The sequence below is a fragment of the Actinoplanes ianthinogenes genome (genome assembly GCF_018324205.1).
Taxonomy (GTDB): Bacteria; Actinomycetota; Actinomycetes; order Mycobacteriales; family Micromonosporaceae; genus Actinoplanes; species Actinoplanes ianthinogenes.
In genome coordinates this window covers 4,880,001-4,892,156 of sequence record NZ_AP023356.1, presented here as the reverse complement: position 1 = coordinate 4,892,156, position 12,156 = coordinate 4,880,001, and the positions used below count along the sequence as shown (strand labels likewise).

Sequence of the window (12,156 nt, the reverse complement as noted above, 5' to 3'; positions counted from 1 at the left end):
TCAGCGCTCCGTCCGCTTGGTCGCGACCACCCGGTAGCTGTTCTTCCCCAGCACGTAGCGCAGCGCGTCGGCCAGCGAGGCCTTGGTGGCGATGTCACCGAACTCGATGCCGAGCGCGACGATGGTCTGCGCGATCTGCGGCCGGATGCCGGAGATGATGCAGTCCGCGCCCATCAGGCGAGCGGCCACCACGGTCTTCAGGATGTGCTGCGCCACCTGGGTGTCGACCGCCGGGACGCCGGTGATGTCGATGATCGCGTGCGGCGAGCCGGTGTCGACCAGGGTCTGCAACAGCCGCTCCATCACCACCTGGGCGCGGGCCGAGTCGAGCGTGCCGACCAGCGGCACCGCGACCACGCCCTCCCACAGCTTCACCACCGGGGTGGAGAGCTCCAGCAGCTGCTCGGCCTGGTCGGCGATCAGCGCCTCGCGGACCCGCACGTACGTGTCGAAGGTGAACAGCGCGGCCCGGTCCACGAACGCGGTGAACGCGACGTAGTCCCGCAGGGTCTCCGCGTCGCCCGCGGCGTCGCCGAGCACGTCGAGGACCGCCTCCTTCAGCGCGAACACGCTGACCGCGGTCTCGGTCGCCGAGAAACCCTGCCGTGCCCGATTGCCGGACAGCTCGCTGAGCTGGGCCCGCAACTCGTCGGCCGCCTCGTCGGCGAGGTCCTGGACACCCGCGGCGAGTGCCACCTGGAAGCCCCTCTGCAATTCCCGGGTCTGACGCTCCAGCTCCGGACGCGTCATCCGGCCCTGCAAGCTGACTCCGACCAGCTCCGCCCATCGGGCGGTCAGCCCATCAGCGTGCTCCTTGAGCAGGTTCGCGAAGCGACCTGACTCGTCCGGACTCAGCGCCACCGCTGCCTCCCCCACCACACGCTCCGTGCGCAACGGCCGGACTTTACCATCAGGATGTCCATTAGTTGCTGTAGACCAACTAATGGGCGAGGTCAACCCCCGCTGGTCCCACCGCGCGCATCCCCCGGGTACTTGGAGTACCGTTCAGCAATAACAGGAGGGTCCCCGAATGTCCTTGACGGTGCAGACCGAACAGCGCGGCGACATGGTCGTCGTGTCGGTGGCCGGTGAGCTCGATATGGCCACCGCCCCGCAACTCCAGGACCAGATCAGCGATCTGCTGGAGAAAGGCCGGACCAGGCTGGTCTTCGATCTGGCCGAGGTCTCGTTCTGCGACTCCACCGGCCTGTCCGTTTTCGTCCGGGCCAAGAACAGCACCGACGACGCCGGCGGCACCGTCCGGCTGGCCGCACCGCAGCGTGGCGTGCTGCGCATCCTCGAGGTGAGCGGTCTGGTCGAGGTGCTGCACACGTACCCGACCGTGGATGAGGCGGTCAACGCGCAGGAGCCGGCGCTCGACTGATCCACCCGTTCGTTTCACGCGCGAGTTCCGGTCGGCGTAGTTTGTCGCCGACCGGCAGCGGGAACCCGTTGCCGGAGTGACCCTCGGCCCCCGGGAGTAACCCGTCGTGAAGAAGATGCTCCAAGGCTTCAAAGACTTCATCATGCGCGGCAACGTCGTCGACCTTGCCGTCGGTGTGGTGATAGGTACCGCGTTCACAGCGGTCGTCGCGAGCTTTACCAAGTCGTTCCTGGAGCCGCTGATCAAGTGGATCTCCGGCGGCACCGGCGAGCTGGCCGGCTCGTTGTCCCCCAAGAAGGGGATCGACTTTACCTACGCCGCCTTTCTCAACACGCTGATCACCTTCCTGTTGACCGCTGCGGTGCTCTACTTCCTGGTCGTCTTCCCGCTGAACAAGCTGGCCGAACGCCGCCAGCGCGGCGAGGAGCCGCCGCCGAAGGCCCCCAGCGAGGAGATCAAGCTGCTCACCGAGATCCGCGACGCGCTGGTCGCCCAGTCCCAGGCCGGCCGCCCCGCCCAGCAGGGCAACGTCTACGGCAGCGCGGTCGACGACATCCTCCAGCGCCGCCAGGAACCCCCGCGCTGACACAAGCCGAAAAGATCCGCCCTCCCGGCACGGTTCGAACAGATGTTCGATACAGTGCCGGGATGGAGCAGCGTAAGCACTGGTGGAACGGTAAATGGGGACGCCTCGCCCGGAAGGACGTCTACCTCCGCACCAACGGCGACCAGTGGTATGTCGAGCAGCGCGCCGGCGGCTCCGACGGCACGTCCCACTTTTTTGAGTACGACAGCGAGGACGCCGCCCTCGACATGGTCCGCGCCCTGCTCAACGGCCCGGACGAGTGGCGCGAGCTCTCCGTGCGCCCGCCGCGCTGATCAGGCCGCCCGCCGGTCCTCATGCCGAGCGGTGAGCGGCCCGGCCGGCGGCACCAGCCGCAGCCCCGGCCGGCGCGCCGCCGGCGCCTCGGGCTCCTCGTCGGCCGCGCCGTCGAAACGCCAGCCCGCGCCGACCCGCGCCCCCGGCGGCCGCACCGACCCGCCGGCGCCCCGGGACAACGCGACCACCAGCAGGTACCCGACGATCACGAAGCCGTGACCGACCAGCCGGGCGACATCCACCTGGCCGCTGGTCAGGTCGCTGACCGAGAGCAGCAGCAGCATCCCGACGAACGCGGTCAGCATCGGCACCAGCCCCACCGGCCGGGTCCGCCGCAGCGCGATGAAGAGGTATCCCGCGCCGACCGCCGCGTTCCACGCGGCCGACTCGTTCCACAGGTGCCCCGGCGCGGCGGACAACCCGAGGTGCACGTGCCCGGCCGCGGACGCCCCGCCGATCTGCGCCAGCCCCAGGATGATCTGCACCGCGCCGACCAGCGCGAGCGCCACATACAGCAGCATGGCGACCGGGAGGCGGCGCCGCGGCGCCTTCGCCGGCGCCGCCGGCAGGGCGGCAAGGATGGCGGCACTGAGATCCGGCACGTCCGGGACCTTTCCGGTACGCGTGAGCCGGTTCACCGCCGCGGCCGCGTCCAGCCAGGCCCGGCATCCCGCACAGCCGGCCAGGTGCTCGTCGACCAGCGGCCGGGTCACCGGGTCGTCCTCGCCGTCCAGCTGCGCCGACAGCATCTCGCGCCACTGCTCACACGCCATGCATCCATAGTCGCGCGAGATCGCCCGATGGTTCCCACCGTCTTTCCGCGCCCGGGACCGGACGTTCCCGCGCGCCGACTAGTCGACCGGCAGCTCCTGGCTGTGGCCGAGCAGCCGCCGCCGCTCCCGGAACGCCCGCAGGTTCGCCGTGTTGCCGCAGGTGCTGACGTCGTGCCAGACGCCGCTGTTGTTCCGCGAGGTGTCGAAGAACGCCGCCCGGCAGGCCATGTTGTGGCACAGCTTGAGCCGCGGCCAGATCCCGGCCTGCTGGGCGAGCAGCGCCTCGGCCCAGAGCGCGGAGGCCAGCCACCGGGTGCCCCGGCCGGTCGGCACCACCCGCACCCAGCCGGCCGCGTCCGGCGCCAGGCTGACCGCGACGTCGGCGGGTGGCAGCGAGCCGGGTGGCTCCTGGTTCGACCCGGCCAGCACCACCTGCTCGAACGCGGACCGCAGCCGGCGCAGCGAGCGCAGGTCGCCGGCCGAGAGCAGCAGCGTCGGAGCGGGCAGGCCGGACACCCGGGACCAGGCGCCCAGCGCGTCGGTCACCCACCACTGGGCGTCCTCGACGGCACCGAGCAGGTCCGGCCCGTACGACATCGCGGCGCGCGTGTTCAGCAACTCCTGGATGAGAGCGAAGCCTCCGGGCGCCTCGCGCACGCCGTGCCGGGCGCTCGCCTTCCACGACATAGCCGAAGACTACTTGACTCTTTTTTCGCCCCGGGCGGGTGGACGGCCCACATTCATCGGTGGACGGTTGTGAATGGGTAACTACACTGACCCGGCTGATCGACGAGGGAGGTCCCGGTGCGGAGAGTTCTGGCGTTCACGGTCGCCGCGGCGACGGCGCTGACGCTGGCCGCCGGCTGCGACTCCGGCTCGCCGAGCGCTCAGGGGACGCCTACTCCGGGCGTACCGAAAACTTCGGTGACCGCGCCCACCGCCACCGCCGCACCCTCCACGCCGCCCTCGCCCTCCGTGACCCCCACGCCTTCCGCGCCCGCGCGGAAGTTGAAGGTCGGCGCCAAAGGCGCCGACGTGCTGGCCCTGCAACAACGCCTGACCGAGCTGGGTTACTGGAACGGCAAGGCGGACGGCAAGTTCGGCGGGACCACGCAGCAGGCGATCTTCGCGCTCCAGAAAGCTGCCGGGATCGGCCGGGACGGCACCGTCGGCCCGAAAACCCGCAAGGCGCTGGACGCGGGCGTGCGGCCGAAAGCAAGGTCGACCAGCGGCCGGACCGTCGAGATCAACCTGAAGCGGCAGCTGCTGATGCTGGTCGAGGACGGGCAGATCACCCAGATCTTCAACACCTCGACCGGGTCGAACGAGTATTACGAGTCGGAGGGCGAGACCCACCTGGCCCACACGCCGCCCGGCAAGTTCAAGGTGAGCCGGCAGATCGACGGCTGGCGGCACGCGCCGCTGGGCCTGCTCTGGCGCCCGAAATACTTCAACGGTGGGATCGCGGTGCACGGGGCGACCAGCGTCCCGCCCTACGCCGCCTCACACGGCTGCGCCCGGGTGTCGATCGCCGCGATGAACTGGATGTGGAACAACGACGCGCTGCCGCTGAAAACGAAGGTCTGGGTCTACTGACCGGGCCGGGCGACGCGGGCCGGGCAGGATCCGCTTCTCCGGGGGGAACGCCGCGTTGTACAGCTCCGCGCAGAGCACCACGCCCAGCCACGGCACCCATGGTCCGCTCAGCGTCACCGGCGCTCGCCGCCCGCGCATCCGCAGGGTCACCGCACAGTCGGCCGGCTCGCTGCGCACCTCGGTCAGGGACCCCAGCGACCACTGCCGCTCGCCCACCAGGATCCGCTGATCGGTGATCACCACGACCCGGCGCCCGTCCCCGGCCACGTCCGCCGGGAGCCACCCGTACTGCTTCTCCCCCGGCGACAACCGCACCGTCGGCGACACCGCCGCCGGCCGGCCACCCCGCTCCACCAGCGCGGCCAGCAGCATCATCGACCGGAACCCGGCCGTCAGCTGCTCGTCGTCCCACTCAGCCACCACACACACTCCGTTCCCGGACGCACCGGGCGGGCCCCATCCCCCCACGTCACGCCGCACTGACACTCGCACGCCACCCGCAACGTGACCAGCGAATACACACCCAAGAGTGCCGTTGAGACCGGTTTGGTCCCCCTGCCCCGGACGACCCGCTTACCCCAACCGAGTGCTCTTCTCGGCAGGCCACCAAGCACGCTCTCGCCCCGTCAGCCGTGTGGAGCCGCTTGCTCATCACCGCGGTGACCTGGTGTTTTCCTCGCAAACCCGGATTGCCGGAAAGCCACTCACGGCTTACGCCATCCCCGTCACGGCGACACTCGCCGGCGTGGGAGCCGCCGTGCTCCTGACGGTGTGACGCCTCACCTCGCGCCGGCCCGGGTGACCGGCACCGCCTCGCCGTGGATCTCCAGAACGGCCCGATCCCCCAGCGGCGCCGCCAGGTTCACCACCGCCGTACGAGACGCCCCGATCATGGCGCACACCTCGCCGCCGCCCCCGTGCCGCTGCTCCAGCACGATGACCACCACCGCCGTACCCGACTCGACCGCCTCAGCGGCATAGTCACTGCCGCACGGCTGATCCGCCGACGCCGGCGCCCCGATGAACGACACCGTCATCCGAGTCCCGCGAGCATCCAGCACGGCGGAGCCCACAGACAGCCCGTATCCCACGGCGGCAGAATCCCCCACCGCCCCGGCCCCTTGCCGGTCATGCCGAGCCAGCACCGCCGCCGCCGTCCGGCGCTGCTCCCCCCAGCTCTCCCCGGGACCCAGCCCCGGGGCAGCCCCACCGTCGTCCCCGGACTCACACCCGCCAAGGACCAACACCATCGCCACCGCGGCCAACCGCAACGCCCCACCCACCAGGCACCCCCTCGAACAGCAGGCCCCCGGCGCAGTGTCCATCAAACGTCCCGATGCGCGAAGCGCGAGACGAAAAGCCCCGGGGCGGTCCGCTCCCTGGCCGACAACCGCAACCCCCGCAACGCGGGGCGTCCGGGGGCTCGGCCCCCGGAGCAGACAAGACGACCGCCCCCGGTCCGCGCTTTCCGCGGACAGGGGGCGGCCAAGGTCGTGGGCCGCCAGGGACTCGAACCCTGAACCTATGGATTAAAAGTCCACAGCTCTGCCATTGAGCTAGCAGCCCATCCGGATGCCAGCCTACCCACCGCCATCCGTTCCGCAATCATGTACCCGCCGCGCCGCGACCGCCTCCGATTAACCGGCGCCCAAGTACTCCCGGACCTGCACCCGCCCCTGATGGATCCGAGACTTCACCGTCCCCTCCGGAATACCCAGGTGCTCGGCGATCTCCCGGTAGTCGAGCTGGCAGATGTCCCGCAGCACCACCGGCCCGACGAGGTCAGGATTGCGCGTCTCCAACCGGTCCAGAGCGTCCAGCAGGTCCAGCCGGGACCCGGCGATGACGCTGGTGGTACGAGCGTCCGGCACGTCGATCGGCGGCGCCTCGTGTGCCTGCTCGACCGCCCGCCGCTTCAGCGACCGGTACGTCTGCCGCGAGCTGTTCGCGATGATGACGTGCAACCACGTGCTGAACTTCGAGTCCCCCCGGAACTTGCCGATGTTCCGCGCCACCTGCAGCAGCACGTCCTGGCAGGCCTCCTCGGCGTCCTGATAGCAGGGCAGGAACCGGGCGCATCGCCGCAGCACCGACGGCTGGATCCGGCCGAGCAGGGCCTCCAGCGCGGCCCGGTCGCCGGCAGCCGCCCGCCGGCCGAGTTCTTCCTGGTCATCATCGCGCGCCATAGATCAACTTCCCCCGATGCAGTGACGTTCATAATACGAACGTGCCCGCACCAACTGTGATCGGTCGATACCGAGTTACCGGACGCCTCGGCTCCGGCGCGTTCGCCACCGTGTGGCTTGCCGAGGATGACGTCCTCGAGTCCCAGGTCGCGATCAAAGTGCTGGCCGACAATTGGGCGCACCACCCGGATGTCCGGGCCCGGTTCGAGCAGGAGGCCCAGGTGCTGCGCCGGGCCGACTCGGAACGGCTGGTCCGGGTGCACGACTTCGGCGAGCTCCCGGACGGCCGGCCCTACCAGGTGATGACCTACGCGGCCGGCGGCACCCTGGCCGACCGCCTGGTCGACGGGCCGATGCCGATCGGCGCCGCCCTGCGCACCGCCGGCGACATCGCGCAGGCGGTGACGATCCTGCACCAGTCCGGGGTGCTGCACCGCGACCTGAAGCCGTCGAATGTGCTCTTCGACACGGTCCGCGGCGACGAGCGGGTACTGGTCGCCGATCTGGGGCTGGCCAAGGAGATCGCGCAGGCCTCGGGGTTCACCGTGGTGGCCGGCACCCCGGGCTACATGGCCCCGGAGCAGAGCCTTCCCGGCGGCGGCCTGGACGTCCGCGTCGACGTGCACGCGATCGGCGCCCTGACCTACGAGATGCTGACCGGCAAGCCGCCCCGCCCCGGCGCGGTGACCCCGCCGTCGAAACTGCGCCCGGGGGTCTCGAAGCAGATCGACCGGGCCGTGCTGCGCGCCCTTGACCCGGACCGGGAGCGTCGCTGGCCCACCGCGGCCGCGTTCGCCGAGGCGCTGAGCATCTCCCCGAGCCGCCGGGTGAGCCGGTTCGCCGGGACGGCCGTGGGCTTGGCCGCGCTGGCCGTGGCCGGTGGTGCGGTGGTCCCGCAGGGCACCCCGCCCGGCTGGTACCGGGTCAGTTCCGCCGACGGCCCGGTCGCCGTCTCGGTCGCGGTGCCCGCGTCCTGGTCCCGCCACCTGCGCGACGGTGGCTGGGACCCGGCGTCGATCGCCCTGCCCGGCGGGAAGCAGCCCGGTCTCCAGGTCGGCGCCAACCTGACCGATCCGGCGGCCACCTCGCCCGCTGTTCTCGCCGGCACCAGCTACTGGATCCGGGAACCGGTCGGCGCCACTCTGCCCGTCCACAAGACCTGTGCCCGGCAGCCGGCTCGGAGGGTGGTCGCCGGTGGCCTGAGCGGCCAGGTGTGGCGCTGGACGGCTTGCGGCGGCACCGGCCTCTCGTACAGCGAGGTGCTCCTGCCCGGCCCCACCAGCGGTGTCTATCTACAGATCCGGCAGGACGGCGGCCCCGACCGCACCGACGACATCCTGCACACTCTCCGGCTGGGCTGACGCGTAGTCGCGTCAGTCCAGGCAGGGTCCGTCCCGCAGGGTCAGACCCAGGAATTCAATCTTCCCGTTCCGGGTCGAGAAGGTGTACAGGTGTAGCAGCCGGGCCACACCTTCTGCTCCTCGGCGTCCGCGTCGTCGAGCAGCCCGGTCTTGAGCGCCTTGGACCGCGGCATCCCCAGCTTCAGCTCACCGAACCCGTCCGGCCCGAGCAAGACCTTCCTAGCGGCGGGCCGGCTGGTGGTGGTCGCGGGCGGTGAGGAATCGGTAGCGACCGGCGTCGCGCTGCTCGCCACCGGACGCCCGCTCGCCACCGGCTCCGGTGACTGCGCCCCCACGGGCACCGCGTCGCCACCCACCCGCTGCGGCGAGGAAGCACACCCGCTCAGAATCGCCAGCCCAAGAACAACACCAACAATTTCTTTCGTACGCCGAATCATCGTCTTCCCCTTCACAAGTTTTCGGAACGGATGGTCACTCGTAGCAGCCGTGCTCGTCGTCTTCGAGACCGAGCTGGGTGACCTTCCCCTTGGCGAACATGAGCCGGTAGTGAATGCCGTCCTTGTCGCTCCGGTCCGCCCAGGCCCGCCCGTCGTCGTAGGTCTCCGTTCCATTGGCGTCCGTCTTGTACATGGCAATCGGTTCGAAATCTGCGTAGGCCGCCTTCACCTGCGCGATCGTGCTACCGATTCCGATGCCTTCCGGCGTGCGGACCTTGCCGTAACCCGGGATGAAGACCAGTCCCTGCTTACCGTTGAAGATCACCGCGTCCGCGGCGTCGTCAGTCGCGCCCTTGAGCGGGGCGGACCCGCACCCGTTGTGGTCCGGGCCGTCCCGGTAGGTGCCCAGCCGACCGGTCTTCTCGGCCTGCGCCACGGTCATCCCGATCTTCAGGGCACCGAACCGATCGGGCCCGAAGGTGTGCTGGCCGGCGACCGGCTCGTTGGTGGGGGTCGACTTCGTGCGGCTCGGCGTCGCCGCGGCCGAGGCCGCCGTCGCCGAGGGGCTGACGCTCGGCGTCGCCGCCGGGGCGGAGCTCGCCGCGACGACCCCACCGGCCGGCTCGGCCGCGCCACTCACGTGCTCGGGTGCATTCCCGCAAGCGGTGAGAACGGCCAGACCCGCTGCCATGACCGCCACCATTACCACTGTCGTGCGCCGCATTTCGTTCCTCATTCCCCAAAGCGTTCTGTGTCGCTGTCATATGGTGCGATGCGGCGTTCGCGACCTTGGTTCTGGGATTGATGTAACGGCTAGGTAACGACTAGGTGCCCTGTTCAGTCTCCGGCCACCTTGCGGACAGCTGGATCGGGAATCCTCATGATCCATGCAACGAACTTCGGGAATCGCCGCCCTCGTGGCTCTGACCACGCTGGCCGCCGGCACGCCGGCGTTCGCCTCCGAGCGGCCGGTCCGCGGGACCACCGCGAAGATCGAAACCCCGGCTCTGTACGACGACGACCTCGGTGGCAACGCCGACGCCGACGATCCCGCGATCTGGGTCAACCAGGCGAACAAGGCCCGCAGCCTGGTGATCGGCACCGCCAAGAACGGCGGCCTGCGGGTCTACGACCTCAGCGGGCGCGAGATCCAGTCGATCGCGACCCCGGACGGCGGGCGCTTCAACAACGTCGACCTGATCTCCGGCTTCAAGCTCGGCACCCAGCGCGTCGACCTGGCCGTCGTGACCGACCGCGGCCTGGACAAGCTGCGCATCTACCGGATCACCGCGGCCGGCCTGATCGACGTCACGTCGGCCGACGCGCCGCTGCTCTTCGCCAAGGACCAGGCCGAGGTCGAGGAGCAGGCCACCGGTTACGGCCTGGCCACCTATGACCGGTACGCCGTCGTCAGTCGCCGGCACAGCACCCGCCTGGGGATCTTCCGCCTGGAGGAGAGGCACGGCAAGGTCACCTACCGCACCTCGGACACCCTGGACCTGCCCAGCTCGTTCCGCCTGCCGAACGGCGGCACCTGGTCACCGTGCGAGGAGCCGGGCGAGGGCCCGCAGGTCGAGGGCATGGTGGTGGACGCCGAGGCCGGCGTGCTCTACGCCGCTCAGGAGGACGTCGCGCTCTGGAAGATCAACCTCCGGGGCGGCACGTTCGACAGCATCCCGCGGATCGTCGAGAAGGTTAAGGAGTACGGCATCCCGGCGACCTGGGACGCCGACGCCGAGGAGTGCGTCCTGGACGCCGCGAACGACCCCGGCTTCGGGGGCAGGATCACCGCCGACGTCGAGGGCGCCACGATCTACTCGACCGGCAAGCGAGACGGCTATCTGATCGTTTCCAGCCAGGGCGACAGCACGTTCTACGTCTACGACCGCCGCACCAACCGCCCGGTCACCCTCTTCGCCGTCACCGACGGCCCCGGCGTCGACGGCGTCCAGCACTCCGACGGTGCCGCCGCCACCTCGGTAGCCCTCCCCGGTTACCCGAAGGGCCTTCTGGTCCTCCACGACGGCGAGAACACCCCCGACGCCGGCCGCCCCAGCACCAACTTCAAGTTCGTCGACTGGCGCAGCCTCCACATCACCAAGATCTAACCCCTCTTTCCGTACGCCCAGCAGCTCCACAAACGCAAAAAGCCCCGCCCACCATGATCGGTGGGCGGGGCTCTTTCTTGTTTCCGGGCATAAAAAAGGAACGCCCACCCCCGAAAGGGTGGGCGTTCCATTCACGTTGAGTCCGGCGGCGTCCTACTCTCCCACACCCTCCCGAGTGCAGTACCATCGGCGCTGGAGGGCTTAGCTACCGGGTTCGGAATGTAACCGGGCGTTTCCCCTCCGCTATGACCACCGAAACAGCCATCAGCAGAACCAACCAGCAACCCAGGTGGCTGTTCACCAACCGGGGTGGTTGTTCGTTTGCTGTGAATCACACAGTGGACGCTAAGCATAAAATTTAGGGTGGTTAAGCCCTCGGCCTATTAGTACCGGTCAACTCAACACGTTACCGTGCTTACATCTCCGGCCTATCAACCCAATAGTCTCTTGGGGGCCTTACCCACTCAAAGGTGGTGGGATACCTCATCTCGAAGCGAGCTTCCCGCTTAGATGCTTTCAGCGGTTATCCCTTCCGAACGTAGCCAACCAGCCGTGCCCTTGGCAGAACAACTGGCACACCAGAGGTTCGTCCGTCCCGGTCCTCTCGTACTAGGGACAGCCCTTCTCAAGTATCCAACGCGCACGGCGGATAGGGACCGAACTGTCTCACGACGTTCTAAACCCAGCTCGCGTACCGCTTTAATGGGCGAACAGCCCAACCCTTGGGACCTGCTACAGCCCCAGGATGCGACGAGCCGACATCGAGGTGCCAAACCATCCCGTCGATATGGACTCTTGGGGAAGATCAGCCTGTTATCCCCGGGGTACCTTTTATCCGTTGAGCGACACCGCTTCCACACGCAAGTGCCGGATCACTAGTCCCGACTTTCGTCCCTGCTCGACCCGTCAGTCTCACAGTCAAGCTCCCTTGTGCACTTACACTCAACACCTGATTGCCAACCAGGCTGAGGGAACCTTTGGGCGCCTCCGTTACCCTTTAGGAGGCAACCGCCCCAGTTAAACTACCCACCAGACACTGTCCCTCGACCCGATCAGGGCCGCAAGTTAGATACCCAAACCCAACAGAGTGGTATTTCAACAACGACTCCACCCGAACTGGCGTCCGAGCTTCACAGTCTCCCACCTATCCTACACAATCGAATTCAGATACCAATGTCAAGCTATAGTAAAGGTCCCGGGGTCTTTCCGTCCTGCCGCGCGTAACGAGCATCTTTACTCGTACTGCAATTTCGCCGGGCCTGTGGTTGAGACAGTGGGGAAGTCGTTACGCCATTCGTGCAGGTCGGAACTTACCCGACAAGGAATTTCGCTACCTTAGGATGGTTATAGTTACCACCGCCGTTTACTGGCGCTTAAGTTCTCCGCTTCGCCCCGAAGAGCTAACAGGTCCCCTTAACGTTCCAGCACCGG

14 protein-coding genes, 1 tRNA gene and 2 rRNA genes (1 of these 17 cut by a window edge) are annotated in these 12,156 nt (G+C 68.6%); 6 read left to right on the top strand and 11 right to left on the bottom strand.

Translation table 11 applies throughout. The features are described 5' to 3' along the window. Nucleotides 1–861, bottom strand: coding sequence for an STAS domain-containing protein (locus Aiant_RS22040; RefSeq protein ID WP_189336872.1), 861 nt, complete (start codon nucleotides 859–861; stop codon nucleotides 1–3). Nucleotides 862–1,030: 169 nt separating this feature from the next. On the opposite strand from Aiant_RS22040, the gene Aiant_RS22035 reads away from it, so the two are divergent. The 3 genes from Aiant_RS22035 to Aiant_RS22025 all read left to right on the top strand — a co-directional run bounded on the left by Aiant_RS22035 (nucleotide 1,031) and on the right by Aiant_RS22025 (nucleotide 2,263). After that, the gene (locus Aiant_RS22035) at nucleotides 1,031–1,384 is read left to right on the top strand and encodes an STAS domain-containing protein (RefSeq protein WP_189336859.1); all 354 of its coding nucleotides are present in this window, start codon (nucleotides 1,031–1,033) and stop codon (nucleotides 1,382–1,384) included. Nucleotides 1,385–1,499: 115 nt separating this feature from the next. Further along, entirely contained in the window at nucleotides 1,500–1,970 is a 471-nt protein-coding gene (mscL, locus tag Aiant_RS22030) for a large conductance mechanosensitive channel protein MscL (protein WP_189336873.1), read from the top strand. Between the two features lie 62 nt (nucleotides 1,971–2,032). Beyond that, a complete protein-coding gene (locus Aiant_RS22025; protein ID WP_014687363.1) occupies nucleotides 2,033–2,263 on the top strand; it encodes a hypothetical protein in 231 nt (76 codons plus the stop codon). Here Aiant_RS22025 and Aiant_RS22020 read toward each other — a convergent pair whose 3' ends face one another. Beyond that, nucleotides 2,264–3,037 (bottom strand): zf-HC2 domain-containing protein, encoded by a 774-nt coding sequence (locus Aiant_RS22020; RefSeq protein ID WP_189336860.1) that lies wholly within the window; start codon nucleotides 3,035–3,037, stop codon nucleotides 2,264–2,266. A gap of 78 nt (nucleotides 3,038–3,115) precedes the next feature. Next, complete coding sequence (locus Aiant_RS22015; protein WP_189336861.1) at nucleotides 3,116–3,724, bottom strand: CGNR zinc finger domain-containing protein; 609 nt, start codon at nucleotides 3,722–3,724, stop codon at nucleotides 3,116–3,118. A 117-nt stretch (nucleotides 3,725–3,841) separates the two neighbouring features. Here Aiant_RS22015 and Aiant_RS22010 point away from each other — a divergent pair, with 117 nt between their 5' ends. Next, nucleotides 3,842–4,633 (top strand): L,D-transpeptidase family protein, encoded by a 792-nt coding sequence (locus tag Aiant_RS22010; protein WP_189336862.1) that lies wholly within the window; start codon nucleotides 3,842–3,844, stop codon nucleotides 4,631–4,633. On the opposite strand, the gene Aiant_RS22005 is transcribed toward Aiant_RS22010, so the two are convergent. From Aiant_RS22005 to Aiant_RS21990, 4 genes are all read right to left on the bottom strand, one after another. After that, nucleotides 4,541–5,053 carry a hypothetical protein gene (locus tag Aiant_RS22005; protein WP_189336863.1) on the bottom strand — a complete coding sequence of 171 codons (513 nt, stop codon included), beginning with the start codon at nucleotides 5,051–5,053 and terminating at the stop codon, nucleotides 4,541–4,543. The genes Aiant_RS22010 and Aiant_RS22005 overlap by 93 nt on opposite strands. 359 nt (nucleotides 5,054–5,412) lie before the next feature. After that, nucleotides 5,413–5,670, bottom strand: coding sequence for a hypothetical protein (locus tag Aiant_RS22000; RefSeq protein ID WP_189336864.1), 258 nt, complete (start codon nucleotides 5,668–5,670; stop codon nucleotides 5,413–5,415). Nucleotides 5,671–6,127: 457 nt separating this feature from the next. Further along, nucleotides 6,128–6,199, bottom strand: a tRNA-Lys gene (locus tag Aiant_RS21995). A 71-nt stretch (nucleotides 6,200–6,270) separates the two neighbouring features. Further along, complete coding sequence (locus Aiant_RS21990) at nucleotides 6,271–6,819, bottom strand: RNA polymerase sigma factor (RefSeq protein ID WP_189336865.1); 549 nt, start codon at nucleotides 6,817–6,819, stop codon at nucleotides 6,271–6,273. 41 nt (nucleotides 6,820–6,860) lie between these two features. Between Aiant_RS21990 and Aiant_RS21985 the strand changes: the two genes are divergently transcribed. Further along, nucleotides 6,861–8,180, top strand: coding sequence for a serine/threonine-protein kinase (locus Aiant_RS21985; RefSeq protein WP_189336866.1), 1,320 nt, complete (start codon nucleotides 6,861–6,863; stop codon nucleotides 8,178–8,180). Between the two features lie 41 nt (nucleotides 8,181–8,221). On the opposite strand, the gene Aiant_RS21980 is transcribed toward Aiant_RS21985, so the two are convergent. Together Aiant_RS21980 and Aiant_RS21975 are read right to left on the bottom strand one after the other, a co-directional pair. Beyond that, nucleotides 8,222–8,392 carry a hypothetical protein gene (locus tag Aiant_RS21980; protein WP_212847124.1) on the bottom strand — a complete coding sequence of 57 codons (171 nt, stop codon included), beginning with the start codon at nucleotides 8,390–8,392 and terminating at the stop codon, nucleotides 8,222–8,224. Between the two features lie 259 nt (nucleotides 8,393–8,651). After that, nucleotides 8,652–9,308: a hypothetical protein gene (locus tag Aiant_RS21975; RefSeq protein WP_189336868.1), complete on the bottom strand. Its 657-nt coding sequence runs from the start codon at nucleotides 9,306–9,308 to the stop codon at nucleotides 8,652–8,654. A 196-nt stretch (nucleotides 9,309–9,504) separates the two neighbouring features. Between Aiant_RS21975 and Aiant_RS21970 the strand changes: the two genes are divergently transcribed. Beyond that, entirely contained in the window at nucleotides 9,505–10,725 is a 1,221-nt protein-coding gene (locus Aiant_RS21970; protein WP_189336869.1) for a phytase, read from the top strand. Nucleotides 10,726–10,865: 140 nt separating this feature from the next. Here the strand turns inward: Aiant_RS21970 and rrf are convergent. Further along, nucleotides 10,866–10,982, bottom strand: a 5S ribosomal RNA gene (gene rrf, locus Aiant_RS21965). 106 nt (nucleotides 10,983–11,088) lie between these two features. Next, nucleotides 11,089–12,156 (bottom strand): 23S ribosomal RNA (locus Aiant_RS21960) (it continues 2,009 nt past the right edge of the window).

What these genes read in the sequence shown, in the direction of transcription:
- Aiant_RS22035 (WP_189336859.1), top strand. Translation starts at nt 1,031, where the DNA reads ATGTCCTTGACGGTGCAGACCGAACAGCGCGGCGACATGGTCGTCGTG.
- mscL (WP_189336873.1), top strand. Translation starts at nt 1,500, where the DNA reads ATGCTCCAAGGCTTCAAAGACTTCATCATGCGCGGCAACGTCGTCGAC.
- Aiant_RS22025 (WP_014687363.1), top strand. Translation starts at nt 2,033, where the DNA reads ATGGAGCAGCGTAAGCACTGGTGGAACGGTAAATGGGGACGCCTCGCC.
- Aiant_RS22020 (WP_189336860.1), bottom strand. Translation starts at nt 3,037, where the DNA reads ATGGCGTGTGAGCAGTGGCGCGAGATGCTGTCGGCGCAGCTGGACGGC.
- Aiant_RS22015 (WP_189336861.1), bottom strand. Translation starts at nt 3,724, where the DNA reads ATGTCGTGGAAGGCGAGCGCCCGGCACGGCGTGCGCGAGGCGCCCGGA.
- Aiant_RS22000 (WP_189336864.1), bottom strand. Translation starts at nt 5,670, where the DNA reads ATGACGGTGTCGTTCATCGGGGCGCCGGCGTCGGCGGATCAGCCGTGC.
- Aiant_RS21990 (WP_189336865.1), bottom strand. Translation starts at nt 6,819, where the DNA reads ATGGCGCGCGATGATGACCAGGAAGAACTCGGCCGGCGGGCGGCTGCC.
- Aiant_RS21975 (WP_189336868.1), bottom strand. Translation starts at nt 9,308, where the DNA reads ATGGCAGCGGGTCTGGCCGTTCTCACCGCTTGCGGGAATGCACCCGAG.
- Aiant_RS21970 (WP_189336869.1), top strand. Translation starts at nt 9,505, where the DNA reads ATGCAACGAACTTCGGGAATCGCCGCCCTCGTGGCTCTGACCACGCTG.